This window comes from Methylocystis sp. H4A (genome assembly GCF_015709545.1).
Taxonomy (GTDB): Bacteria; Pseudomonadota; Alphaproteobacteria; order Rhizobiales; family Beijerinckiaceae; genus Methylocystis; species Methylocystis silviterrae.
This window is the reverse complement of the sequence record NZ_JADNQY010000028.1, coordinates 397,500-422,816: the sequence shown is the minus strand read 5'-3', so window position 1 is coordinate 422,816 and position 25,317 is coordinate 397,500. Positions and strand designations below refer to the sequence as shown.

Sequence of the window (25,317 nt, the reverse complement as noted above, 5' to 3'; positions counted from 1 at the left end):
TTCCTGTGCGTGACGCCATGCGTGACGCCATGCGTGTCTCCATGCGTGTCTCCATGCGTGCCTTGGCGATTTTCATTTTTTTTTGCTTTTGGGCCATTGCGGCGCGGTCGGCCTTCGCTGGCGCTTGGCTCATGCCGCCCGGCGCAGGACAGGCGATCGTCACCACGACCTTCGCCGACGCGCGCAAAGCCTATGACGCCAAGGGCCGACTGATCCAGACGCCCTCCTATCGCAAGTTCGAGACGCGCGTATATATCGAGCACGGCCTCTTCGACTGGCTGACGATCGTCGCCGAAGGCGGCTATATGAATTTCCGTGGCGCCGCGGCGCCCTACGACCACCTCAACCTGCTCGTCGAGGAAGCCAAGGCCGGCCTGCCGCTGTCGCTCCAAGGACCGCCGGGCGCACGCTATGAAGGCCTGGGGTTAGGCGCTCTCGGCGCGCGGACGCTGCTCTTCACCTGGGGCGATTACATCGTCTCGCTGCAGGCGGGCGTGCGGGCGGCCTCGCCGGCGGCGCGGCGGTTCCTCGATATGCGCGATCCCGTGCAGGCCGACCTGCGGCTGCTTGTTGGCCGGCCCTTCGAGCTTTTCGGCTTTCCCGGCTTTGTCGACGCGCAGCTGGGGTATCGGTCGCGCGGACAGAATGGCGATGAGATCCGCGCCGACCTCACCGCCGGCCTGCGCCCCCTGCCCCCGATCCTGCTACTCGCCCAAAGCTTCTCCGGCTTTGCGCCGAGAGGCGGCCCGGCGGGCGTCGTCGCCGCGCAGAAATTTCAGCTGAGCGCGGTCTACGACGTGACCGCGTCGCTTTCGTTGCAGATCGGCGCGATCGCCGCGATCGGGGGCGTCAACTCGCCCGCCGAGCGCGGTCTGATCAGCGCATTCTGGTGGCGATATTAGTCCGCGACCTGCTCCACCCTGACATGCGCGACGCCCGCCGATCTGAATCCGAGGCTGTCAGCCGCCGCGACGGAGACATCAATAACCCGGCCGCGCGTAAACGGTCCGCGATCGTTCACCGTGACGACGATCGAACGATTGTTGTGTAAATTGGTCACCCGCACCTTCGATCCGAACGGCAATGTCCGATGGGCGGCCGTAAGGGCGCCGACATGCGCGCCGCTCGCCGTGCGCCCCCTGTGCGCGTAATAGGACGCTTGGCCGACCCACTCACCCGCTTTCGTCGCCGTGGACGCGAATAGGCTGACGGCGCCAAGGGCCAGAACTCCGGACACAAACTTTTTCACAACATTCTCCTTGCAAAGGCCGCAAGCGACTCCGCAGATCTGTCGCCAATAGAAATCGCTCGTGACCAAACAATGGCGAGATCAAAAGCGCCACGCGGCCCGTCACTGAGCACTTCAGAGAATGATGAAACCGAACTTAAACTAACATTGTTCCATTACTGCTTATTCTTGTCTTTGACCGACATGACTACTCTGCGTAAACACGTCTTTTAGGCCTGTGACATAAGCGCAACACTTCAGAACTATTTTCAGCAGGAGACTCTTCCCCCTGCTCAAGCGTCGAAGGCAGAGCTTCTTGAAGTGCGTGCGCCGCGCGCGATTTAGTGACGTTGGCGGGGTTGGCGGCGAATATTCAGCGCGCCAGGACCGCGCATGGATTTTCGCCCGCCAGCGCAACTGTTGAGACCACGATCAGGAGCTGGAAATGTCTCAATCGGTCAAAACGGCGGTCGCGACGGCCGCGCTGGTTATCGGGTTGCTGGCCCATACGGACATCGCTGAGGCGCAAAGGGGCGGCTTTGGCGGCCGAGGCGGCGGGTTCGGCGGCGGCGGTTTCGGCGGGTTCAGGGGCGGCGGCTTCGGCGGCGGACACGGCGGCGGACTTGGCGGCGGATTTGGCGGCTTCAGGGGCGGCGGTTTCGGCGGCGGCTTCCGTGGCGCGGTTCTGCCCGGCGGGGGCTTTAGAGGCGGCTGGGGCGGCGGCGGCTGGCGCGGCCCCGGCTGGGGCGGCGGATGGCGCCGCGCCGGCTGGGGCGGCGGCTGGGGCAGGCCTGTGATCGGCGGTTGGGGCGGCGGATGGGGCTGGCGACGTCCGTGGGCGCGCTCCTATTGGCCGTGGTATGGCGCGGGCCTGATCGGCGCCGGATATGGCTTGGGTTGGGGTTCGCCCTATTATTCCAACATCGGCTACGGCGGCTGCTACCAGCTTCGCAGCGTGTGGACCAATTGGGGTTGGCGGCCCCAGTGGGTGAACGTCTGCTCCGGCTGGGGCGGCGGTTGGGGCGGCTGGAACACCGGTTGGGGCTGGTAAGCCGATCGCTTCGCGTCGGCATTTGAAACACACGCGCCCTCCCGGTCTGGGAGGGCGTTTTTGCATCGGGAGAGGAGCTGAAGATGTCTAAAGTAATCAAAGCGTCGGCCGCGACCGGCGCTCTGCTCATTGGCTTGATGGCCCATTCCGGCGCCTCGCAGGCGCAGCGATGGGACGGATGGCGCGGCTTCGGCTGGGGCGGCGGCGGCTTCCAAGGCGCGATACTGCCCGGCGTCCACTGGGCCGGCCGTTGGGGCGGCCGTGCCGGCCCAGGCCGGCCGGTGGGCTGGGGCCAGCCTTGGGGCTGGAGCTATTACCGCACAGACCTGCCCGCCTATTCGCCGGGATACGGCGCGGGCGTTGGTTGGGGCTGGCCCAGCTACGCCACTGCCGGCTATGGCGACTGCTATCAGATCCGCAGGGTGTGGACCCATTGGGGCTGGCGACGCCAATGGATGAACGTCTGCCCGGGCTGGGGCGGCGACGGCGGTTGGGGCTGGTAAGCCGGACTTCCACGCGGCGGCCGGCCAAGCGGTTGCGGCGACGCTGATAATGGCTAGATTGCGGGCGTCTTCACTCGCGAGGCCACCTCATGCCGCAGCATGCGCGCGTCATCATCATCGGCTCCGGTCCGGCCGGCTATACGGCGGCGATCTACGCCGCCCGTGCGCTGCTCGAGCCGATGCTCATCGCCGGCTTCGATCAGGGCGGCCAGCTCATGATCACGACCGAGGTCGAAAATTATCCCGGTTTCGCCGAGCCGATCCAAGGGCCCTGGCTCATGGAGCAGATGCGCCTGCAAGCCGAACATGTCGGGACGAAGCTCGTCTCCGATCACATTGTCGAGGCGCATCTCGACGAGCGGCCGTTCAGGCTCACCGGAGATTCGGGCAAGTCATACACCTGCGAATCGCTGATCATCGCCACTGGCGCCAAGGCGAAGTGGCTGGGTCTGCCGAGCGAGGAAAGGTTCAAGGGCTTCGGCGTCTCCGCCTGCGCGACCTGTGACGGATTTTTCTTTCGCGGCAAGAAAGTGCTTGTCGTCGGCGGCGGCAACAGCGCGGTCGAAGAGGCGCTGTATCTTTCAAATCTCGCGTCGCATGTGACGATCATCCACCGGCGCGATGAATTCCGCAGCGAGCGCGTCTTGGTGAAGCGTCTGCTGGCGCAGGAAAACGTTTCGATTCTCTTCAATCACGTCATCGACGAAATCGTCGGCGACGAGAACCCGCTGAGCGTCACCGGGGCGCGCGTCAAGAATGTCGCAACCGGCGCGATTCACACGCTTGCGGCGGACGGCGTCTTCGTCGCCATCGGTCATTCTCCCGCGTCCGAGCTTTTCCGCGGCCAGTTGACGATCAAACCGTCGGGCTACGTCGCCGTCGAGCCCGGATCGACGCGCACCAGCATGCCGGGCGTCTACGCCGCCGGCGACGTCGCCGACGAAGTCTATCGTCAGGCCGTCACCGCGGCGGGCCTCGGCTGCATGGCGGCGCTCGAAGTCGAGAAGTTTCTGCTCGACGCGCCGAAGCCGGCGGTCAAGGAAATCGCCTGAGATATTGTCGCACTGGGCGTTTGCATTCCCCTCCCCCCGCTTGCGGCGGGGAGGGGCTAGGGGGGGGGGGGCGCGCAGTTCAGACCCTCGAACGCCCCGCGCCCGAAAATTGCGCCGCGAAGCGACGCCGGCAGAACGCAGGCTTTGGACACAGCTCCGACAGCTCGAAATCAACAACGTTCATTTCCGCCGACAGGCGCCGATCGGCCCCTATTTCGCGGATTTCGCATGTCATCGCACGCGCATCGTCGTCGAGCTAGACGGCGAGCAGCATGGCTTCGACGCTGAAGCGCTGCGCGATGAAAAGCGCACGCGATTTCTTGAGATAAGCGGCTACCGCGTGTTGCGGTTTTGGAATCACGAGGTTTTGCGCAATCTCGAAAGCGTTGTGGACACGATCTGCGCAGCGCTCTACCAAACGATAGAGTCCCCCACCCCTAACCCCTCCCCGCCGCAAGCGGGGGGAGGGGAATAGACTGCGCAGATGTCCGATCTCCTTCTCGAACTCTTCTCCGAAGAAATTCCGGCGCGCATGCAGCGGCAGGCGGCTGACGATCTGAAGCGGCTCGTCACCAACGCGCTGGTCGATCGCGGCCTGACCTATGAGGGCGCCGCCGCCTACGCCACGCCGCGCCGCCTCGCGCTGCAGGTGGTCGGCCTGCCTTCGCGCCAGCCGGATCTGCGCGAGGAGCGCAAAGGTCCGCGCGTCGGCGCGCCTCAGGCGGCGATCGCCGGGTTTCTGAAAAGCGCCGGCCTCGCCTCGCTCGATCAGGCGAAGATCGCGAAGGACCCGAAGAAGGGTGAGTTCTACGTCGCCGTGATCGAACGCGCGGGCGCCGAAACCATCGACGTGCTCGCCGAGATTCTGCCGGCGATCATCAAAAACTTTCCCTGGCCGAAATCGATGCGCTGGGGCGCGGCGTCCGAGCGCGGAGATTCGCTGCGCTGGGTGCGCCCGCTTCATTCGATCGTGGCGACCTTCGGACCGGAGACGGAATCTCCCGAAATCGTCCGCTTCGAGGTCGACGGAATCGCGTCTAGCAATGTGACCCACGGCCATCGCTTCCTGGCGCCGCAACCCATTCGCGTGAAGCGCTTTGAGGATTATGCGCTCTCGCTGGAGCGCGCCAAGGTCGTCATCGATGCGGCGCGCCGGCGCGACATCATCCTGCACGACGCGAAGGATCTCGCCTTCGCGCAAGGGCTGGAGCTTGTCGAAGACGCTGGCCTGCTCGAAGAAGTCGCGGGACTCGTCGAATGGCCGGTGACGCTCATGGGCAAGTTCGACGAGAGCTTCCTCGCCATTCCGCCGGAAGTCATCCGCGCGACGATCCGCGTGAACCAGAAATGTTTCGTGCTGCGCAAGGACGACGCGCTCACCAATCGCTTCATCCTCGTCTCGAACATAGAAGCCTCCGACGGTGGCGCGACGGTCGTCGCCGGCAATGAGCGCGTCATCGCCGCGCGGCTGTCGGACGCAAAATTCTTCTACGAGACCGACCTCAAAACCAAACTCGAAGAGCGTCTGCCGAAGCTCGACGCTATCGTCTTTCACGAAAAGCTCGGGACGCAGGGCGAACGCGTCAAGCGCATCGCGGCGCTGGCGAAGGCGCTTGCGCCGAGCGTCGGCGCCGACGCTTTTCTCGCCGAACTCGCGGCAACGCTTTGCAAGGCCGATCTCGTTTCCGAAATGGTCGGCGAGTTTCCCGAACTGCAGGGGCTGATGGGCCGCTATTACGCGAGCGCGCAAGGCGAGGACGCCAGCGTCGCAGCGGCGATCGAGGAGCATTACAAGCCGCAGGGGCCGAACGACCGCATTCCGACCGATCCGGTGTCGATTGCGGTGGCGCTCGCCGACAAGCTCGACACGCTCGTCGGTTTCTGGGCGATCGACGAGAAGCCGACAGGGAGCAAGGACCCCTACGCGCTACGCAGAGCTGCGCTGGGCGTCATCAGGATCGTGTTGGAGAATGAGCTGCGCATTCGCCTTGCGGATGCATTTGAAACGAGCATCGCTTGGCACCTTTCCGAGCCCGACCCGGAAAGCGATTTGGAAGCAGCGTTTCGGTACGTCGCCTCTACCAGAAAATTGGAGCGCGCGATCGTCAAGGCTAAGGCTACAAAAAGCGAGAAAATTTCAACGAGCACTAGCCTTCTCTCCGTGCTCAGCGTCGATAATGACCTTCTCGAATTTTTCATCGATCGGCTGAAGGTCTACTTGCGCGACAAGGGGGCCAGACACGATCTGATAGATGCGGCGCTTGGCGCCGTCGCTTTCGCCGACTCCGATGAGGAGCAGGCGACAGGCGCGCCGCTACAGGACGATCTGCTCATGATCACCCGCAAAGTCGAGGCGCTCGACACATTCCTTGCGACCGACGACGGAAAAAACCTGCTCGCCGGCTACAAGCGCGCCAGCAACATCCTGAAAGCCGAAGAAAAGAAGGACGGGCCGGACGCCTATGCGCATCGCCATGCGCCGAACCTGCGCATCGAGCCGCAGGAGCATAAGCTTGCCGCCGCCATCGCCCGCGCGCGCGAAGAGACCGCCGAACATCTTACGAAGGAAGATTTCGCCGGCGCCATGCGCGCGCTGTCAAAACTTCGCGAGCCGGTCGACGTCTTCTTCGACGATGTGACGGTCAACGCCGACAACGCCGATCTGCGGCTGAATCGGTTGCGGCTGCTTGCCGAACTGCGCCGCGTGATGATGGGCGTCGCCGATTTCGGCAAGATCGCGGGAGAGACGGGAGCGGCGTAACCGCGCAACCCACCCTCCCCTTGAGGGGGAGGGTCGCATTGCGAAGCAATGCGGGGTGGGGTGACAGCCCGGATGAATCCGTCAGAAGGCGCGCCGAACCGCGCGGCTTCACAGCAATGATTTGCGGACGCGGCTCCACCCCACCCCGGCGCTGCGCGCCGACCCTCCCCCTCAAGGGGAGGGTGGAGTCGCGCATGCGGGAAAAAGAAGCAATGCGGGGTGGGTGTTCACCCCCACCCGGTCGCCTTCGGCGACCGACCTCCCCCCTCAAGGGGGAGGTGGAGATGCCGCCCTGCCCTACGCGCCATTCCCGGTGAAATTGCGCGGCGCGGGCGAGATGATCTTCGCCGAACCGCCGCCGATCTCGAGCACCGACAATCCGCGTTCATTGCCGCCGTCCGGCTTGAAGCGGAAGACGCCGTCGGCGCCGTTGAAGCCGGAAGGATTGGTCAGCACGCTTTCCGAATAGCGTTGCGATCCTTGCGAACGCGACAGCGCGATGGCGAGCGACACCGCGTCATAGGCGAGCGTCGCGACGCGCGCCGGGTCGGACCCGTATTTCGCCTTGTAGCGCTGCGCGAACGCGTTGAATCCGGCGTTCTCCGGGGCCGTGAACCAGGCGCCCTGCAGCGCCGGCAGGCTCAGCGTGCGCGCGTCGTTCCACAGGCCCGTGCCGAAAATCTGCACCTTCTTGGAATCGATGCCATTCGCCACGAGCTCTTTCGACACCGCCTGCATCGCCTCGGCCTGCTCGGGAATGAACAGCGCGTCGAACTGATCGCGCACGGCGGCCAGACGCTTCACAGAGTCGCCGGGCGAGCCCGGCTTGTAGCGCTCGATGACCGGCACGCGGATGCCGTAAGTCGCGGCGCTCTGCTGGAACTGCGCCATGGCCAGCGTGCCGTAATCGTTTTCGGGCACCAGCGCCGCGATCGATTTCTTGCCGTGCTGCGACGCGAAGCTGACGCCCCGGTCGACATAGCCCTCGACCGGGAAGGACAGCAGATAGCTGCCGCGGCCTGCGGCCGATGAGTCCGTCGAGAAGGCGATCATCGGCTTGTTGGCGGAACGCGCGACCCGGCTGGCCTCCTTGACGCCGGCGCCAAACACCGGACCTAAGACCACTTCGGCGCCCTCGTTGATCGCGGCCTGAGTCGCCGCGGCGGCGCCCGACGGCGTCGAGCGATCGTCCTTGACGAGGATGGTCACGTCATTGGCGCCGCTGTCGGCATAGGCGAGCTTTGCGGCGTTGAGCAGCGACGCGCCGACGGAGGACGGACCCGAAGGGCCCGTCAGCGGCACGATCAGCGCGATTTTCACCGCGCCGGTTCCGATCGTCTCGCTTTCCGCGGGGGCGGTCTGGGTCGCGCCACTGAGCTTTAGATCGCGCACGCCAGGCGCCCACGGCCCGCTCGTGGGACTGCAGGCGGCGAGCGTGGCCGCAAGGCCGACGAGCGCAGCGCGCTTCGTCACGGCCGCGCCGCGCGTGAACGCGCAGGCGCGCGCGCGAGAAGACGATGTCGACATGAAAACCCCCTGCGGCGCCCGGGGCTCCCGCCATGGCGCGGCTATTCTGCGCTAAGGGTCCGAGTCCCTAGCCGAAAGTCAATAGACGGTCCATTTGGAGGAATTGCGGCTGGCGTGCAGTTGGCGCTTGTCCTCTTAAACGAACATCTAGTATCTTAAAACGAACAAAGAGCGACGCGCATGACCATCGAGGCCATTTCTCCGCCTGCTGCGAGTTATACCGCCTTCGGCCTGCGCGCCGAAGCCGAGAGAATCGAGCCGGGACTGCACCTTGTCGCGACTCCGATCGGCAATCTGAAGGACGTTTCGTTTCGCGCGCTCTCCACCCTCGCAGCGGCGGACGCGGTGGTCGCCGAGGACACAAGGGTCACAAAAACGCTCCTTGCGCATTACGGGATTTCGACGCCGCTCGTCGCCTATCATGAGCATAACGCCAGGGTCATCCGCCCTCACCTTCTGGCGCGCCTCGAGGCGGGGGCGAAGCTCGCGCTCGTCTCCGACGCCGGCACGCCGCTCGTCTCGGATCCCGGCTTCAGGCTCGTACAGGAGGCGCTCGAGAAAGGCGTGCATGTGACGTCGGTGCCCGGCCCTTCCGCCGTGCTGGCGGCGCTGGTCGTCGCCGGACTGCCGACCGACCGCTTCTTTTTCGAGGGCTTTCTGCCGCATAAGAGCGGGCCGCGGCGGGCGCGGCTCGCCGAACTCGCGCCTATTCCCGGAACGCTGGTGTTTTTCGAAAGCCCGCGCCGGCTGGCCGAAACGCTCGCCGATTGCGCGGCGATTCTCGGCAAGCGCAATGCTGCGATCGCCCGCGAACTGACAAAAATGTTCGAATCGGTGCGGCGCGGCGCGCTCGACGAACTCGCGGCGACGCTCGCCGAAGAGGAGCCGCCACGGGGCGAGATCGTGCTGCTCGTCGCCCCGCCCGGAGCCGACGCGGCGCAGACCGCGGCTGCCGATCTCGACGCCAAAATCGAAGAGGCGCTCACGGCGCATTCGGTGAAGGACGCGGCAAGCGTGGTTTCAGCGGCGACCGGCCAGCCGCGCCGCCAGGTTTACGCGCGGGCGCTAGAGCTGGCGGCTGCGAAGCAACATAGCGAAGGCTAAGGGCTTTCCGAACTGCGCGAAAAATATCCCGACAATCCCGAACTTCGCTGGAATGGAAGTCTCGTGCTTTACCCACTAAGGGGCTGCAAGGACACTCCTGTTGCCAATACTCACAGCATTGCCGATCTGAGAAGCTAAATGCGTATTTGCCGTTGCGACCCCCGACGGACCAATTGTAACTATTAAGTCATGTATACGTGTGCGCCCTATCCCAAAAAAGGGCGCTGCGGTATTGCCTGACACACGAACAAGACGCCACGTAGGCGTAACGTCGCCGTTCGTTACGATGACGAATTTGATTTCCAATGTAACGGTATCCGGCTTGCCGCCTCCGCCTCCTCTTTTTGGGGCGTTGGATGCCATAATTTGGGTAATTTCGCCAGGCGAGTAACCTTGCTTGAGAAGCTTTGCGCGTTCATCCCGGAGCGATGTTGGGGTGGGAGGAGGCAGAGGCGTTTGCTGAACGGACGGGATATGTCTGTTCGTGAACATGGCGCCCACGAGCCATTCCGTAATTCCGAGGTCGCTTTTGATCAGCGGTGAACTCGATGCCGGTAGAACTCCAATCGCGACAAAGGGATCATTTTCCGGAAAAGCGTCGTTACAGACGCTTTTTGGTCCTATGGGCGTCATCAACTCTGCGACTGAATAATAGGGATCGAACTTGTCAATTCGCGTTGCGGTGGAAGAAAGCTTGCCGCCGAGGGCGAACGCATAGCTCTGAGGAACACTGAGAAAGGAATAGGTCGCCGCTGATGTCGCTGCTGAGGTTAAAGGACTCGCCTGTCCCAGGTATTCGCCTGCGAAATTGACTGTTGCGTTGTGCATAGGAGTATTTAAAGAAACACCCGGGTTAAGGGTTGAGGATTCGTCAACTTCGAGAGTCAAGCTTACCTGAGCTCCCCAGTCACTCGGAATAAGACTACTGCTTTTTGTTTTATTACCATCTATCTCTTTTACGCTATATTGATTGGCCGTCTGAACGGCGCGTCGCAAATCACAATAGATTCTTTTTTTGATCTCAAATTCGATTTGAGCTGTGCCCGAGACCGGGGGCGTGTTCGTCGCTATGTCTCCAGGATAATCCTGGTCCCAAAATTCTTTGATTTGGGGAACCGCCAAGCCGCAGCCTGCAAGCCCACTTGAAACAACCATCATCGCAAGTAAAAACATGCGTGTCGACAACATAATTTTGACCATGTCAATCACCTAAAGACGATTACTCTGGTGAATTTCCTGCGCCAGGGACCTTAGTCGCCTTGTATTGTTCAATTTCGTTTTTGCTCGGTGTGCGCGCGTTTCTAAGTGCTTCGATCTGTTCCGTGGAAAAAACAACGTCTGGCACCATTTTACAGGTGCACAGTTTTCCAGTACAAGTGCACCCGCTTGGGCTAAATACGGCCACTTCTCCGGCAGTAACGTGATGAGCTTGAGCCAAGGCAAGTAAGGCACCCGCAATTATTGATGTCAAAAGTTTCATAACCAATCTCCGCAAGGTGATAGATAGTGTAACTGTAATTGACTATGAGCATAGTAGTCTAACCCGCACCGGATGTATGTGGCCGATATGCAACACAAGCCAAATAAATATCGAGGTGGTTGCGTTGAACGGTGACTCCAACGCCCGACGCGCCGCCTATGTCTACGGCCTTCGCGCCGAGACGGCGGCGACGCTGTGGCTGCGGGCGCGGCTCTATCAAATTCTGGCGCGCAATTTTCGCGCGCATGGCGGCGAAATCGACATTATCGCGAAGCGCGGCCGCACGATTGTCTTCGTCGAAGTGAAGGCGCGCGGCGATCTCGATGACGCCGCCATCGCCATCACGCCGCAAAAACACCGCCGCTTCTCGCAGGCGGTAGGGCGCTGGCTCGCCGCGAACCCTTGGGCGATGAATTATACGCTGCGCGCCGACGCGATCTTCGTTGCGCCGGGGCGGCTGCCGCGTCACCTCGAAAACGCCTTCGAGCTGCGCGTCGGATGACGCCTCACGCGGTCTGAATAAACCGCCGCTCGGAACCGTCCAGCGCCACCGCAGTCAATACGCCGGTCTTGAACGCGTGCGTGTCGAGATTGATCCGGTTGGGCAAATCCTCGACGTTATTATGCGGCGTATGCCCATGCACGATCACCTTGCCGAACGATTCGCCGCAGTCGAGAAACCCCTCGCGGATGTTCATCAGATCGTGGGGAGCCTGCAAATGCAGCGGCGCGCTGCGCCGTATGCCGGCATGGCAGAAGAAATAGCCCCCATATTCCGCCCACAGCCGCGATTCTTCGATAAAGCGGCGATGTTCATCTGGGAAATGCGCGAGAAATTTGACGCGCACCTGTGAGGCTCCGCCTTTCGCCACCTCCTCGCCGGCGTCCACGCCATAGGAATGCAGCGTCGTCAGCGCGCCGTTTTCGACCCAGTCGTCGAGCGCTGCGGCGTCGTTGAGGAAGCGCAGCAGCGCTTCTTCATGGTTGCCGCGCAGCGCGACGATGGGCGTTGGGAAATCCCCGGTGGACAAGCGCTTTAAAACGCCGTTCGAGCCAAGTCCACGGTCGACATAGTCCCCGACGAAGACGGTGACCGCCTGTTCGCAGCGGCGCGCCGCAAGATCTTCGACGATCGCTTCGGCGAGAACGTGCAGAAGATCGGCGCGGCCATGAATGTCGCCGATCGCATAGATGCGCATGCCGGGCGGCGCCTCGGCGGTTTTCAAAGCGGAGGGGAACCAACGCGTTGTCATGGCTTCTCCCGAAGTCATCATTTATCGTCTGCAAGCGTTTTGACGAGCCAGAGGGCGCCTGAGGGGGTGGCCTCATCGGCGGGGAAGCCTGTGGTCCTTTCCTCTGGCCGCCTCGGCCCCGACAATGCAGCCAGACGCAGAAGGGGCGAGGGAGAGCATGCTGAATTCACAAAGGGTTTCTCATTACGCGGCTCGCCTCGCGCTGATCTTCGCGTTCGCCGTGACCTTTGTCCTCTGCGCGCCGGCCCTTGCGGACACGCCGGATGAAACCTTCAAGGCGCTGGGTCTTGCCAAGACCGCCTCGCCCAAGGAGCTCTACGATGCGCTGACCAAGCGCTACTACGACGAATCACTAGGCGCAGGAAAAGGCTCGTTCTCGAAATATTGGGAGCCGATCCCGATCTCGAAATATCTCAATCCGCATGATTTCTATAAGCCGCCGCAGACGATCGACGTCGACGCGCAGCGCGCGCAATGCGTCGAATGCCACAGCCAAGTGACGCCCGGCTGGACGCATAGCTGGAAGGGCAGCGTGCATGGCAATCTCGACGCGATCCGCAATCTGCCGGACTCGGATGCGCGCGCCTATAAGAAGGCGATGATCACGGAGGTCGAGAACAACCTCCGCTCGATGGGAACGCTCAAGAATGGCGAACCGCTGAAGGAGGTCGGCTGCATCGACTGCCATATGGGAGTCGGCAAGGATCACGGCCAGCATAAAACCGAATTGCGGATGCCCGACGCCGCCGCCTGCGGACAATGCCATGTGCAGCAGTTCGCCGAACGCGAGTCCGAGCGCGACACCTTCACCTGGCCGCAAGATCAGTGGAAGCCCGGCCATCCCTCACACGCGCTGTCAATGAAAGCCAATGTCGAGAACGCGGTGTGGGCGGCGATGGAGCAGCGCGAAGTCGCGGAGGGCTGCACCTTCTGCCACACGCCGCAGACGACCTGTAACTCCTGCCACACGCGGCACGAATTCTCAGCCGTGCAGGCGCGTAAGCCGCAGGCCTGCGCCATCTGCCACAATGGCGTCGATCACAATGAATTCGAGGGCTACATGCTCTCGAAGCACGGCACGATCTATCAGACGCGCGGCGACACATGGGACTGGAACGTCCGCCTCGCCGACGCGATGGAAAAGGGCAATATGAACGCCCCGACCTGCGCCTTCTGCCACATGGAGTATCAGGGCAAGTTCACGCACAACATGGTGCGCAAGTCGCGCTGGGCCTTCGTGCCGATGCCGAAGATCGCGGAAAACCTCAACCACCCCTGGTTCACGCAGCGCAAGGAGTCGTGGGTTTCGACCTGCTCCAACTGTCACTCCGACAGATTCGCGCGCGCCTATCTCGACGGCATGGACAAGGGGATCGTCTCCGGCCTCGAAATCACCGAGACGGCGCGCAGCGTGTTGGTGAAGCTCTACAACGACAAACTGCTGCCGGGTCAGACGACGAACCGGCCGGCGCCGCCTCCGCCCGAGAAGGACGACGCGGGCGGCTTCTTCCAGCTGTTCTGGCAGAAGGGCAATAATCCGAGCGCGATCGAATATGTCTTCGCCGACATGTGGGAGCACCATCAGATCAAGCACTATAAGGGGCTCGCGCATATGAACCCCGGCGGCTACACCTATACGGAGGGCTGGTCGCAGCTCATCGGCGCGGCGGCGAAGATCAACGACGAGGATACGAAGCTGCGCGAAGCCGCCGAAATCCGCGCCGAGCTGAAGCGCATCTCCGGCCAGAAGCACGGCGACCTCGATCTCGACTCGACGACGCGCCGCGCCATCGCGGGCGGTCTGGGCATCCTCGCCATGCTTGCCGGCGCCGGTCTGCTCATGCGCCGCAAGGCTTCGTGAACGCCACCGTTAACGCCGTCATTGCGAGCGAAGCGAAGCAATCCAGCGTCGCGAAGCAGCTCTGGATTGCTTCGTCGCTACGCTCCTCGCAATGACGGCGCTGTTATCGCCGAGAACCCGCAATGTCATTCCCGACGCGCGCAGCGCGATCGGGAATCCAGGGGCGTTCTGCGATAGAATCGGCTGCTGCTCTGGATTCCCGCTTTCGCGGGAATGACATTTGGGTGCGGAAACAATCGGAACTCTATTAGTTAGGCTCGCATGACTCCCCGCATTCGGCTCATCGCCGGCGTCGCCCTCATCGTCTCCGGCTTCGCCCTGCTCGGCTGGGCGATCTACGCCGGACTCAATCCAACCGCGCCGTTTGAAACCCGGCTCGCGCCGATCTCGGCGGAAGCGGCGAAGGATGTCGAAGGCCTTGGACTTACGCCCGAGCGCCTTCAGCAGATCGAGGTCTCGGCGAAGGACGAGCGCCGCCCTCTCGCCACCGGCGTCGTCGCGCGCGATGAAGCCGGCCGGCTGACGCCGCTCACGTGGCGCAATCAGGTGACGGAGCCGATCTTCTTCGCCGAAGTTTCCGCGGCCGATGCGGCGAAGGTTCTTGCCGCAATCCGCGAACATACGCCGCAGGACGCCGTCGTGCTGGCGTGGTGGGATTTCTCGCGCGCGATTCGGCTTGTCGCTGGCCGCGCCGCGCCGCTCGACGACGCAGAGGCGCGCGGACTTTTGTTGCCCGCCGCCTGGTCGGCGGCGGGGGCGGCAGAGCGCGCGCGATGGGGCGCGGGAGTCCCGACCTCGTCAGCGAATAGTTTCACGCGTTTCATGGACGCGCTGCTCGACTCCGATGAGGCGCGCGCGAGCGAGGCGTTGAAAAAACTTGCCGACGGCAAGCCCGCCTATGTCGCCGTGCGCATTTCGGACGCGTGGATGCTCGCCGCCGCACGGCCGCAACAGCTCTCCATCGCCTATAAGGATTTCGCCGCGACCGGCGTTTCGCACGGTCTCATCAAATCCGCGCAACAATGGATGCGCGATCAAAAGATCGAAGGCGGCTTCGCCGTCGAACCGATGGGCGGCGCCACGCGGCTGCATTATTTCCAGCGCAAGAGCGACGGCGACAGGCTGATTGCGCGGCTGTTGCCGTTCTCCACCTCCCTGCCCTCCCCCCTCACGCGATTTTCCCTCGTGTACCAACTCAAGGGATGGTGGATTTACCAGCTCAACGATTAGTCGGTCAGCAACTGCAGCGCGATGTCCGTCCATCCATCTTTCTGCTGAGGCATGCCTTGGGGCTATTCCGCCATGCGCGACGCCCGGCGATGAACGCCGCGCATATCGCGCTGAGGTCTACTACCGAAAGACTCGACCTCCTTCTCAAACAGCTTCTCTACGCACGCCATGCGACGCCAAATTAGTGAGCCATATCTGGTTTAAAATTGACTTTACCAATATTGTTTACAGTAGATAAAAACAACAATGTTTACATTGCCAATCTAAATTTCATTGTACTGTAGCAATGTTTACATTCTCTTTCATTTTAGAATGCGTTAGCCTCGAATGTGTTCTCGTTGGAGTAACACTGATGTCGAACTGTAATTGCAAGGAGGCTTCTACTATGGCGAATGATCCCTCATCCAATCAAGTTCCTGATTTCACGGTCTCAGGCTTCGCCGCGCAGGGCGGCGCGTCGGAGTTTCAGGCGCTCCTGCCCAATGCTCTGGCGCTGGCCATAAAGTTCTGCGTGAAGGGAAGTTACAATCAGCAGACGCACCAGCTTTGCGTCGATATTCCTGTGATTGGAACAAAGTGCATCACGATCCCGCTGAGCATTCCGATCAGCGCCAGCATAAAGGTCTGCGGCGAGACCTGCGGGAGCTTTATCCCGCATGGCGTGAAAGTTTCAGTGTATATCGACAGTAACCCCAACCCCATCTGGTCGGGCGTTATTTGGGGAACCTGCCCCTAACGATCACGCCTGGCGCCTTCGCTCGAAGGTGGAGGCGTCGGGCTCTGTTGCGAATAGCACTTTAAACGGTGCGGATTTTCCGCCCAATAGTTAATCGTCGGCCGACGAAATCTCATTGACCGCCTTGGAATTCACTCGGCAAGCCATCGCAAGCGCGAGGCGGGCCCGTCTGGCCCCCAAACCTCGCTTAGGCCTTACGGCTTGTTAATGCCCCAGCCCTATGATTTGTTGTGCGCCGCATCGCAGCCCCACAAATGGCGAAATTGCGGGCGATAGACCGGGCGTCGCAGCCAAAGCCGCAGTAGAACGCCTGCCGACTCAAGGACAAATCATGAATCCAGCCGAGATCGCCGCGAGCCCTCTCGCCGCTCCCGCCGCCGACATCACGATTTGGAGCATGTTCTGGGGCGCGCATATCGTCGTCAAGATCGTCATGGTCGGACTGCTCGCCGCCTCGGTGTGGTGCTGGGCGATCATCATCGACAAGACGCTGCTTTTCGCGCGCATGCGCCGCGCAATGGACCGCTTCGAAGAAAGCTTCTGGTCAGGCAATTCGCTCGATGAGCTGTACAGCAAGCTCTCCGAGCGGCCGCAGACCGGCACGGCGACGCTTTTCGTCGCGGCGATGCGGGAATGGAAACGCTCCTTCCAGGCGGGCGCTAGCGCCTCCTTCATGGGCCTGCAGGCGCGTATCGAGAAGGTGCTCGACGTCTCCATCGCCCGCGAGGTGGAGAAACTTGAATCCAATCTGCTCGTGCTCGCGACGGTGGCGTCGGCCGGGCCCTTCGTCGGCCTGTTCGGCACGGTCTGGGGCATCATGACGTCGTTCCGCTCGATCGCGGCCTCGAAGAACACTTCGCTCGCCGTCGTCGCGCCCGGCATCGCCGAGGCGCTGCTCGCCACCGCGATCGGTCTCTTCGCCGCCATTCCCGCGCTCATCGCCTACAACAAGATGCAGGGCGACGTCGCCAAGGCGCAGGCGCGCATGGAAAGCTTCGCCGACGAGTTCTCCGCGATCCTGTCGCGGCAGATCGACCAGCACACGGCCTCCTCGAACCGCGATCGCGCGGCGTAAGGAGCGAGCATGGGCGCTTCCCTCTCGACCCCGGGACGCAAGGGCGGCAGGCGACGGCGCGGCGTGCCGCGCTACGGCGCCATGGCCGAAATCAACATGACGCCGTTCATCGACGTCATGTTGGTGCTGCTCATCATCTTCATGGTGGCGGCGCCGCTGCTCGCTACCGGCGTCGCCGTCGATCTTCCGCAGACCAAGGCCGGCGCGCTCAACATCGATCAGAAGCCGGTCTCTATCGCCATCGACGAGAAGGGACAGGTCTTCCTGATGGATCAGCCGGTCGAAACGACGCAGCTGCTCGACAGGCTGAAGGATACCGTGAAGCAGGGATTTGACGAACGCATCTATGTGCGCGGCTCCAAGGCGGTCAACTACGGCCGCGTCGCCGAAGTGATGTCGCTTGTCATAAGCGCCGGCTACAAGAAGGTCGCGCTGGTGACGGAGCAGGAGAAGAAGTGAGCTGAGCGGAAGTGAAAATTTCGCGCTCCGAACCCGGTTTTCCTCTCTCCTCGGCAATCCACGCGGGATTGCTTCTGGCGGCGTTCGTCCTGTTTTCCGACGCCAAGAAATTCGATGACGCGGTGGAGATGGTTCCGGTCGACCTCGTCACCGACAGCGAACTCACGCAGATCATGAAGGGCGAGAAGACCGCGCGCGCGATCAAGCCCACGCCGCGCGTCGACAAGGTCGCGCCCGAAGCTGAGACGAAGCCCGAGCCGCCGCTCGCACAGGCCAAGAAGGACATTGCGACGCCGCCCCCCATAGCGCGTCCGCTGCCGCAGCCGACCGCCGACGATGCGCCGCCGACGCCGCCCAAGCGAGTCGCCGCGCTGCCGCCCAAGCCGGAGCCGCCGCCAAAGCCCGTCGAAAAGCAGCCAGAACCGAAACCGGCGGCAAAGCCTAAAGCCGCCGCCCCGGAACCCGATAAAAAAGAGCCCGAGCAGAAAGACCCTGAAGAAGCCGAAGTCGTGAAGCCAAAGCCGCCCGCCCGCACGAAGCCGGACAACGCGGCAAAGGACGCGGCTGCGACGGAGAAACCGAAAGAGCGGCTTAAGATCGACGAGGTGGCGAAGCTCCTCGATAGCAAGAAGCAGCAAGACAAGCCTGAGCCCGAGACATCGATCGGCGAACTCGCCGAAAAGGCCGTCAAGGAGTCGAAGCCGAAGTCAGGCGAGGAGAATGCGCCGAAGTCGAAATTCGACGCCGCGAGCATCTCGAAATTGCTGAGCCGCGAAGCGCCGCAACGCAAGGCCGCGACCGGCCGAGCGACGCAGGCGGCGGCGCTCGGCGCGCCAACGGGAGCGGCCGCCAGCATGTCGGCTTCGATGGAGGCGCGCATCGCCGCCTATATCCACGACCACTACTATCCCTGCTGGGCGTCTGGATTGTCGCTCGGCGGGCAGAGCTATACGCCGATCGTCGAGTTCCATCTTTCGCGCGAAGGCGAACTTGAAGGGCGTCCGAAACTGCTGAACGCCTCTGCGAGCCCGACCGAACACGCCCGCGGCGAGCAAGCGATGCAGGCGGTGCGCCGCTGCAGCCCGATGCGCATTCCACCCGAGTTCCTGCCCTATTATGAAGAGGCGCTACACGACGTCACCATTCGCTTCCAGGACGCGAATTAGTGAACTGGTTCGCTCGTGGCGAAAGGCTTCACCCCCTCCCCAGCCCTCCCCCGCTCTCGCGGGAGAGGGAGCAAACACTGTGCTTCATCGGCCTCGCGCAAACGCCGATCGTGAGCGTCCCCTCTCCCGCAAGCGAAGCGAAGCGGGGGAGGGACAGGGAGGGGGCTGAAACGCCGCATCCAACAACCTCGTCCATCGCGGCAAAGCGCTACGCTTTCTTCACGCCGATGCTTGAAAGATATCGCCTATGACACTCTGCATCACCCGCCGCGCCGCCGCCGGCCTCATCGCCGGCGCCGCGCTCGCCCCTTTCCTTCCCGCTTCTCTGGCGCGCGCCGGACGCATCATCGATCTCAAGGGCGGCGGCTTTCAGCCGGTCAATATCGCCGTCGCGCCTTTCGTCGGCGACGACGCCGCGCGCACCGTGACCTCGGTGACGCTCAATAACTTCAAACGCTCGGTGTTCTTGAATCCGATCGACCCGGGCGCCCTGCCCGCGAACGCCGCGCCGCCGGACGCCGCGCCGCATCTGGCCGCTTTCAAGGCGGTGAACGCGCAATTTGTCCTCACGGGTCGTTCCCAACGCGCCGGCGACGGCAGGCTGAAAACGGAGTTCCGACTCTTCGACGTGACCACGGGCGAACAAGTCGCGGGCCAGCAATATGTCACCGAGGCCGCCAATATGCGGCGCGTCGCGCATCTCCTCTCCGACGCGGTTTTTTCCCGCATCACCGGCGAGAAGGGATTTTTCGACACGCGGGTCGTCTTCGTCGACGAAACCGGCTCCAAGGAGAGGCGCCGCAAGCGCCTCGCCATGATGGATCAGGACGGCGCGAATGTGCGCTATTTGACGCGCGGCGACGAACTCGTCGTCACGCCGCGATTTTCGCCCAATTCGCTCGACGTCACCTACATGTCGTTTGGCGCCGACGGCGACCCCAAAGTCCTGTTGATGAATATTGAGAACAGCCAGCGCGAAGTGGTCGGCAATTTTCCGGGCATGACCTTCTCGCCGCGGTTCTCGCCCGACGGACAGAAGATCATCATGTCGCTGGCGCAGGGCTCGACGACCAATCTTTATACGATGGATCTGCGCTCGCGCACGACGATGCGTCTGACCGACACCGGCGCCATCGACACCGCGCCCTCCTATTCGCCCGACGGCGCGCGCATCGTCTTCGAGAGCGATCGCGGCGGTTCGCAGCAGATATATGTCATGGGCGCGCATGGCGGTGAGGCGAAGCGCATTTCATTCGGCGGCGGCCGCTATTCGACTCCCGTCTGGTCGCCGAAGGGCGATTACATCGCCTTCACCAAGCAGAACGGCGGCAATTTCGCGATCGGCGTCATGAAGATTGATGGCTCGGGCGAGCGCATTCTTACCGAGGGCTTTCACAATGAAGGGCCGACCTGGGCGCCCAACGGTCTCTTCCTGATGTTCTTTCGCGACTCCTCCGGCGGCGGCGGACCAAAAATCTACATGGTCGACGTTTTCGGGCGTTCGGAGACTCAGGTGCCGACGCCAGGCTATGCGAGCGATCCCGCCTGGGGCCCGCTGCAGGATTGAGCAAACGCGCGCTTTTCGATTAGACTGCCTTTATGAAACGTGTCGAAGCCATCACGCGACTGCAGGAATACGCGCCGGCCATCAAGGCTCGCGGCGCGACATCGTTGTTCCTCTTTGGCTCCGCCGCACGCGATGAAGCGGCGGCGGACAGCGATCTCGATCTTTTCATCGACTATGATCCCGCCAGCCGATTCAACGCATTTGATCTTGTCGGCATTAAACTTTTTCTCGATGATGAGTTGAAGACCGCGGTGGATTTGACCACTCGGGACGGCCTGCATCCTCGCCTGCGCCATGCGATCGAGAAATCGGCGGTCCGCGTTTTTTAATGGCTCGCGAATTCCTCCACGCCGTCGACGATATTTTGGACGCCATAGCCGGCTCGACTACGCACATTCGGAATAAATTCGATACGACCGGCCCTTCAATATGACCAAACCCGTCCGCCTCGAAGAAAGCTGGCGCAAACATCTCGCTGCGGAATTCGACCAGCCCTATTTCCGCGCGCTGCGGGAATTTGTTCGCGGCGAATATGTCGCAGGCCGGATCTATCCGCCGGCGTCGCAGATTTTTCGCGCCTTCGACGAATGTCCGTTCCACAAGGTGAAAGTCGTCATTCTCGGGCAAGACCCCTATCACGGCGCCGGGCAGGCCTGCGGCCTTTGCTTCGCCGTCGGCGCGACTACGCCGCCGCCGCCCTCGCTGCAAAATATCTTCAAGGAAATCCAAGCCGATCTCGGCCGACCGGTTTCGCGCGATCCCGATCTCTCGCGTTGGGCGCGACAAGGCGTGCTGCTCCTCAACGCCACGCTCACCGTGCGCGAGAACGCCGCCGGCTCACACCAGAACAAGGGCTGGGAGCAATTCACCGACGCCGCCATTCATGCGCTATCGCGCGAACGCGAAGCCGTCGTCTTCATGCTGTGGGGCGCTTACGCCCGGCGCAAGGGCGCGAGAATCGATCGGCGCAAACATCTTGTGCTCGAATGCGCGCATCCCTCGCCGCTTTCGGCCAACAATGGTTTTTTTGGCTGCAAGCATTTCTCGAAGGCGAACGATTACCTGATCGCACACGGTGAAACGCCGATCGATTGGTGAAGTTCGAGAGCGCAAAAGTCGTGCGCGAATCCTTCTCCCCTTGGGAGAAGGTGGCGCGCGAAGCGCGACGGATGAGGAGTATTGAGCATATGGATCCGCGCTCCCCCTCCCCCGACCCGGCCAAAAGCCCCTCGTTTACGACGGCCGTCTATACAGACGCCCTTTGGCCGGGCCACCCTCTCCCGATGGGAGAGGGAAGACGCCTCATTTGCCCGCCGCCGCCGCTTCATGAATCTTGAGCAGCACTTCGTCGGTCTGCGCGACGCGCGCAAAGCATGGACGCGACGTCACGCGCTCGACATAGGCGGAGATGTGCTCGCTTTCGGGAACAAGGCCAAAACCGACTGTCCACCGCAAGGCAGCTCCCCACAAAATGTCGGCGGCGGTGAAGCGCTCGCCGAACAGATAGGGGCCTTGCGTCAATTGCGCGTTAATCAGCGCCATGACGCCATCGAAATCGCCGTAGGGACTTCTGCTTGCAGGCGCCGGCTCGCGGTTCATCGAACGATCGACGATCGCAGGCTCGAACGCCGATCCGTAGAACACGAGCCAGCGCAGATAAGGCCCGCGTAAGGCGTCGCCAATAGCTGGCGCGAGACCTTTCTGCGGAAATGCGTCGGCAAGATAGATGAAAATCGCGCCAAGCTCGGTCACGAGCGCGCCCTTGTGAAGGATGGCCGGCACTTTGCCGAGCGGATTGACGGCGAGATATTCCGGCTTGCGTTGTTCGCCAAGCTGGAAATTCAACACGCGCAGCTCGTAGGGAACGTCGAGTTCCTCAAGCAGGGTCAGCACGCTAGAGGCGCGCGTGCGCGGCGCGTAATACAAGATCGGATTGTCGTCGTTCATTGGCGCTCCACGCGTGAAGATCAGGGCACGAACAAAAGAAAAATATATGTCGCGAAAACGACGAGATGCACCAGCCCGGTCATGAGATTCGTGCGCCCGGCGCCGAAGCTTACAACGCTCAGCAGCAATGTCAGCAGCAGCAAGACGGTGTCGCGTTTTTCGAGACCGAAGACGATCTCCCGGTTCGTCGCGACGCTCAGCAGCGCCACGGCGGGAACGGTGAGCCCGATCGTCGCGACGACAGAACCGAGCGCGCCGTTGAGGCTTGTCTGAAGCGCGTTGCGCGTCGCCGCGCGGATCGAGTTCAGCGATTCGGGGAGCAGGACCAGCATCGCCACGGCCGCGCCGGTCACCCGGTTCACGTCGTCGACGCCTCCCCTGCGAAGCGCCTCTTCAAGACCGGGTATGACGCGCTCCGCGAGAAGCGAGACGCCAAGCAGGCTGGCGCCCAGTCCCACAACTGCGAATATCGCCACCGCGCGCGAAGGCTTCGCCTCGCCATGGCCCACGGCGGCGACATGCACGTCGATAAAGTAGGATCGATGCCGCACCGTCTGAATGAAGAGAAACGCGCTGTAGAGCAGCACCGAAAGAATGCTGACGAAAATGAGCTGAGTTGACGACAGGGTGGGTCCGTAGCTCGACGTCGTATAATCGGGCAGAATGAGCGTAAGAACGGAAAGCGCGATGAGGATGGCCAGATAGGCGCTCGTCGCCATCGGCTGGATTTCCTGCTCGTGGTGACGTAAGCCGCCGAGCAGAAGGCAGAGGCCGACAAGGCCGTTGCAAACGATGATGATTGCGGAGAAAACCGCCTCGCGCGCTTCGGTCGGATCCTCGTCGCCATGTTCGATCATCGAGGCCATGATCGCGACTTCGATAATTGTCACGGCGATGGTGAGCACAAGCGTCCCATAGGGTTCGCCGGTCTTGGCGCCGAGAATTTCGGCGTGCTGCAAGGCGGCGAAGACGGCCCCGATCAACAATACCGCTGCGAGAGTCGGCGGAACGAAATCGATGGACGCCGGAATTTGCGAGATCCAGCGCTCGCCAAATAGAAAAACGCCGGCCAGCCCCAGCGCCAGCGCCGGAAACAGGACCGCGCCAACGGTGATCCTCGCCGCCTGCATGCCGTCCCCTGATCGTCGCAGCCCAAGCTTTGCGGGACTGTGGCCAGACGGTCAGGCGGGCGCAAGGCGGCGCGCCGGGGAAATGCGCGGCGGGTCGAGGTTCTACACAGCTCTTTGGTCCGGGCGGTCGCGTCCAGCGACTCTTTCCATCGCGGCCGGCGGCGAATAGATCTAGGTGAATGACTGCTCACGCAAATCCGCGCGATCTTCCCCCTGAAGAAGACGACGTTTTTGACGCGCCCGACGCCACGGCCGAGGCAGAGGCGGAGCCGTGCGATACGGGAGCCGAGGCGCCCGAGACGCCCGAAAGCGTCAAGCGCGGCGTCGACGTCATCAAGAAGCATTGGCGGCACGCGCCGAACGGGCCCGGCGTCTATCGCATGATCGCCGAAAGTGGCGAGGTGCTCTACGTCGGCAAGGCGAAAAACGTGCGCAAGCGCGTCGCGAGCTATACGCGCCTCGCAGGTCATGTGAACCGCATTGCGCGGATGATCTCGGCGACGACGACGATGGTGTTCATCTCGGTCGAGACCGAAACCGACGCGCTGCTCTTGGAAGCCAATCTCATCAAGCAGATGAAGCCGCGCTTCAACGTGCTGATGCGCGACGACAAGTCCTTCCCTTATATTCTGATCGCCATGGATCACACTGCGCCGCAGATCCTGAAGCACCGGGGCGCCCGCGCGCGAAAAGGAGACTATTTTGGTCCCTTCGCCAGCGTCTGGGCGGTCAATCGGGCGCTGAATGCGCTGGAGCGCGCCTTTCTTCTGCGGTCCTGCACGCAGAGCTTCTATGACAATCGCACGCGTCCATGCCTGCTCTATCAGATCAAACGCTGTTCGGGCCCGTGCACCGGCGAAATCTCCACGGAAGATTACGCCGAGCTCGTGCGAGAGGCGCGGGATTTCCTCTCTGGCAAAAGTCGCAACGTCCGCGAACAGCTGGCGCGCGAAATGACCGAAGCCTCCGAGCGACTCGAGTTTGAGCGCGCGGCGCGACTGCGCGACCGCATCTCGGCGCTCTCGGCGGTTCAAGGCGCACAGGGGATCAATCCGCGCAGCGTTGAAGAAGCCGACGTCTTCGCCATCGCCAAGGACGCCGGACGCTTCTGCGTCGAAGCGTTCTTCTTTCGCGCCTATCAGAACTGGGGCAATCGCTCCTACTTCCCCCGCGCCGACGCGACGCTGTCCGAATCCGAAGTCCTCGACGCCTTTCTTGCGCAGTTCTATCAGGAGCACCCTTCGGCGCGCTGCGTCTTTCTCTCCCATCCGATCGAGGACGGCGCGCTGCTTGAAGAAGCCTTAACCGTGCGGCTTGGCCGCCGCGTCGAAGTGCTCGCGCCGCAGCGCGGCGAGAAGCGCGAACTCGTGAACCACGCGCTTCAGAACGCGCGGCAGGCGCTCGGGCGCAAGCTCGCCGAGGACGCAAGCCAGCAGCGCCTGCTCGCGGCGCTCGGCCAGGCCTTCGGTCTCGGCTCGGCGCCGCGGCGTATCGAGGTCTACGACAATTCCCACATCGGCGGCGCGCAGGCGATCGGCGCGATGATCGTCGCGGGCCCTGCAGGATTCATGAAAGCCCACTACCGCACCTTCAACATCAGAAGCGCGGAGATCACGCCGGGGGACGACTTCGGCATGATGCGCGAGGTGCTGACGCGACGGTTTGCGCGGCTCGCCAAGGAAGGCGAAAAGGACCAGGAGTGCGATGCTTTTCCGGCGAAGCCCGATCTCATTTTGATCGACGGCGGACGCGGCCAATTCGACGTGGCGCGCAACGTCTTGCGCGAACTCGGAGTCGAAGGGGTGGCGATCGCGTCGATCGCCAAGGGCGCCGACCGCAACGCCGGGCGCGAAACATTCTTCGTCGAAGGTCGCGAGCCGTTTCGCCTGCCGCCGCACGATCCGGCGCTCTACTTTGTGCAGCGCCTGCGCGACGAAGCGCATCGTTTCGCGATCGGAACGCATCGCGCACGGCGCAAGAAGGAATTCACCAAGAATCCGCTCGACGAGATCGCCGGCGTCGGACCATCGCGCAAACGCGCGCTGCTCCTGGCGTTCGGGTCGGCGAAGGCTGTCTCGAAAGCCGCGCTTTCAGACCTCGAGAAGGTCCCCGGCGTCAACAAGACGACGGCGCGGCTCGTCTATGAGCATTTTCAGCGCGAGTAGCGCCGGTCGAACGCCCGTGAAC

24 protein-coding genes are annotated in these 25,317 nt (G+C 62.6%); 18 read left to right on the top strand and 6 right to left on the bottom strand.

Annotated elements, in window-relative coordinates; translation table 11 throughout:
• The first annotated feature begins 131 nt into the window (after positions 1-131).
• The gene (locus IYW40_RS18675; protein WP_246720910.1) at positions 132-902 is read left to right on the top strand and encodes a hypothetical protein; all 771 of its coding nucleotides are present in this window, start codon (positions 132-134) and stop codon (positions 900-902) included.
• Here IYW40_RS18675 and IYW40_RS18670 read toward each other — a convergent pair.
• Complete coding sequence (locus tag IYW40_RS18670; protein WP_196401749.1) at positions 899-1,249, bottom strand: septal ring lytic transglycosylase RlpA family protein; 351 nt, start codon at positions 1,247-1,249, stop codon at positions 899-901. The two genes, IYW40_RS18675 and IYW40_RS18670, sit on opposite strands and share 4 nt — an antisense overlap.
• Before the next feature lie 424 nt (positions 1,250-1,673).
• On the opposite strand from IYW40_RS18670, the gene IYW40_RS18665 reads away from it, so the two are divergent.
• The 5 genes from IYW40_RS18665 to glyS all read left to right on the top strand — a co-directional run bounded on the left by IYW40_RS18665 (position 1,674) and on the right by glyS (position 6,595).
• Positions 1,674-2,279 carry a hypothetical protein gene (locus tag IYW40_RS18665; RefSeq protein ID WP_196401748.1) on the top strand — a complete coding sequence of 202 codons (606 nt, stop codon included), beginning with the start codon at positions 1,674-1,676 and terminating at the stop codon, positions 2,277-2,279.
• An 83-nt stretch (positions 2,280-2,362) separates the two neighbouring features.
• Positions 2,363-2,782 (top strand): hypothetical protein, encoded by a 420-nt coding sequence (locus IYW40_RS18660; RefSeq protein ID WP_196401747.1) that lies wholly within the window; start codon positions 2,363-2,365, stop codon positions 2,780-2,782.
• Positions 2,783-2,871: 89 nt separating this feature from the next.
• Positions 2,872-3,834 (top strand): thioredoxin-disulfide reductase, encoded by a 963-nt coding sequence (gene trxB / locus IYW40_RS18655; RefSeq protein ID WP_196401746.1) that lies wholly within the window; start codon positions 2,872-2,874, stop codon positions 3,832-3,834.
• A gap of 109 nt (positions 3,835-3,943) precedes the next feature.
• Complete coding sequence (locus IYW40_RS18650) at positions 3,944-4,309, top strand: DUF559 domain-containing protein (RefSeq protein ID WP_246720909.1); 366 nt, start codon at positions 3,944-3,946, stop codon at positions 4,307-4,309.
• A 9-nt stretch (positions 4,310-4,318) separates the two neighbouring features.
• Positions 4,319-6,595, top strand: a complete 2,277-nt coding sequence (gene glyS / locus IYW40_RS18645; RefSeq protein ID WP_196401745.1) for a glycine--tRNA ligase subunit beta — start codon at positions 4,319-4,321, stop codon at positions 6,593-6,595.
• A 297-nt stretch (positions 6,596-6,892) separates the two neighbouring features.
• Here the strand turns inward: glyS and IYW40_RS18640 are convergent, their stop codons facing one another.
• Positions 6,893-8,122: a penicillin-binding protein activator gene (locus IYW40_RS18640; protein ID WP_196401744.1), complete on the bottom strand. Its 1,230-nt coding sequence runs from the start codon at positions 8,120-8,122 to the stop codon at positions 6,893-6,895.
• A gap of 180 nt (positions 8,123-8,302) precedes the next feature.
• Between IYW40_RS18640 and rsmI the strand changes: the two genes are divergently transcribed.
• Positions 8,303-9,226 (top strand): 16S rRNA (cytidine(1402)-2'-O)-methyltransferase, encoded by a 924-nt coding sequence (gene rsmI, locus IYW40_RS18635; RefSeq protein ID WP_196401743.1) that lies wholly within the window; start codon positions 8,303-8,305, stop codon positions 9,224-9,226.
• Between the two features lie 75 nt (positions 9,227-9,301).
• Here the strand turns inward: rsmI and IYW40_RS18630 are convergent, their stop codons facing one another.
• Complete coding sequence (locus IYW40_RS18630) at positions 9,302-10,426, bottom strand: hypothetical protein (RefSeq protein WP_196401742.1); 1,125 nt, start codon at positions 10,424-10,426, stop codon at positions 9,302-9,304.
• Positions 10,427-10,830: 404 nt separating this feature from the next.
• Between IYW40_RS18630 and IYW40_RS18625 the strand changes: the two genes are divergently transcribed.
• A complete protein-coding gene (locus IYW40_RS18625; RefSeq protein WP_196401741.1) occupies positions 10,831-11,208 on the top strand; it encodes a YraN family protein in 378 nt (125 codons plus the stop codon).
• 4 nt (positions 11,209-11,212) lie between these two features.
• Here IYW40_RS18625 and IYW40_RS18620 read toward each other — a convergent pair whose 3' ends face one another.
• The gene (locus IYW40_RS18620; protein WP_196401740.1) at positions 11,213-11,959 is read right to left on the bottom strand and encodes a metallophosphoesterase; all 747 of its coding nucleotides are present in this window, start codon (positions 11,957-11,959) and stop codon (positions 11,213-11,215) included.
• Positions 11,960-12,116: 157 nt separating this feature from the next.
• Here IYW40_RS18620 and IYW40_RS18615 point away from each other — a divergent pair, with 157 nt between their 5' ends.
• From IYW40_RS18615 to ung, 9 genes are all read left to right on the top strand, one after another.
• Positions 12,117-13,820, top strand: coding sequence for a multiheme c-type cytochrome (locus IYW40_RS18615; RefSeq protein ID WP_196401739.1), 1,704 nt, complete (start codon positions 12,117-12,119; stop codon positions 13,818-13,820).
• A gap of 261 nt (positions 13,821-14,081) precedes the next feature.
• Complete coding sequence (gene haoB, locus IYW40_RS18610) at positions 14,082-15,050, top strand: hydroxylamine oxidation protein HaoB (RefSeq protein ID WP_196401738.1); 969 nt, start codon at positions 14,082-14,084, stop codon at positions 15,048-15,050.
• A 385-nt stretch (positions 15,051-15,435) separates the two neighbouring features.
• Complete coding sequence (locus IYW40_RS18605; RefSeq protein ID WP_123175468.1) at positions 15,436-15,786, top strand: hypothetical protein; 351 nt, start codon at positions 15,436-15,438, stop codon at positions 15,784-15,786.
• Between the two features lie 331 nt (positions 15,787-16,117).
• Complete coding sequence (tolQ, locus tag IYW40_RS18600; RefSeq protein WP_196401737.1) at positions 16,118-16,861, top strand: protein TolQ; 744 nt, start codon at positions 16,118-16,120, stop codon at positions 16,859-16,861.
• Between the two features lie 9 nt (positions 16,862-16,870).
• Positions 16,871-17,320: a biopolymer transporter ExbD gene (locus IYW40_RS18595; protein ID WP_014892715.1), complete on the top strand. Its 450-nt coding sequence runs from the start codon at positions 16,871-16,873 to the stop codon at positions 17,318-17,320.
• Between the two features lie 11 nt (positions 17,321-17,331).
• Positions 17,332-18,486, top strand: coding sequence for a cell envelope biogenesis protein TolA (locus tag IYW40_RS18590; RefSeq protein ID WP_196401736.1), 1,155 nt, complete (start codon positions 17,332-17,334; stop codon positions 18,484-18,486).
• A 247-nt stretch (positions 18,487-18,733) separates the two neighbouring features.
• Positions 18,734-20,053, top strand: coding sequence for a Tol-Pal system beta propeller repeat protein TolB (gene tolB, locus IYW40_RS18585; protein WP_196401735.1), 1,320 nt, complete (start codon positions 18,734-18,736; stop codon positions 20,051-20,053).
• A 32-nt stretch (positions 20,054-20,085) separates the two neighbouring features.
• Complete coding sequence (locus IYW40_RS18580) at positions 20,086-20,382, top strand: nucleotidyltransferase domain-containing protein (RefSeq protein WP_196401734.1); 297 nt, start codon at positions 20,086-20,088, stop codon at positions 20,380-20,382.
• A gap of 100 nt (positions 20,383-20,482) precedes the next feature.
• Positions 20,483-21,151 carry a uracil-DNA glycosylase gene (gene ung / locus IYW40_RS18575; RefSeq protein ID WP_196401733.1) on the top strand — a complete coding sequence of 223 codons (669 nt, stop codon included), beginning with the start codon at positions 20,483-20,485 and terminating at the stop codon, positions 21,149-21,151.
• Positions 21,152-21,355: 204 nt separating this feature from the next.
• Here the strand turns inward: ung and IYW40_RS18570 are convergent, their stop codons facing one another.
• Together IYW40_RS18570 and IYW40_RS18565 are read right to left on the bottom strand one after the other, a co-directional pair.
• Positions 21,356-22,000 carry a glutathione S-transferase family protein gene (locus IYW40_RS18570; protein WP_196401732.1) on the bottom strand — a complete coding sequence of 215 codons (645 nt, stop codon included), beginning with the start codon at positions 21,998-22,000 and terminating at the stop codon, positions 21,356-21,358.
• A gap of 20 nt (positions 22,001-22,020) precedes the next feature.
• The gene (locus tag IYW40_RS18565) at positions 22,021-23,130 is read right to left on the bottom strand and encodes an ionic transporter (RefSeq protein ID WP_196401731.1); all 1,110 of its coding nucleotides are present in this window, start codon (positions 23,128-23,130) and stop codon (positions 22,021-22,023) included.
• 179 nt (positions 23,131-23,309) lie between these two features.
• Between IYW40_RS18565 and uvrC the strand changes: the two genes are divergently transcribed.
• On the top strand, positions 23,310-25,295 hold the full coding sequence (uvrC, locus tag IYW40_RS18560; protein WP_196401730.1) for an excinuclease ABC subunit UvrC: 1,986 nt from the start codon (positions 23,310-23,312) through the stop codon (positions 25,293-25,295).
• The last annotated feature ends 22 nt before the right edge of the window (positions 25,296-25,317 follow it).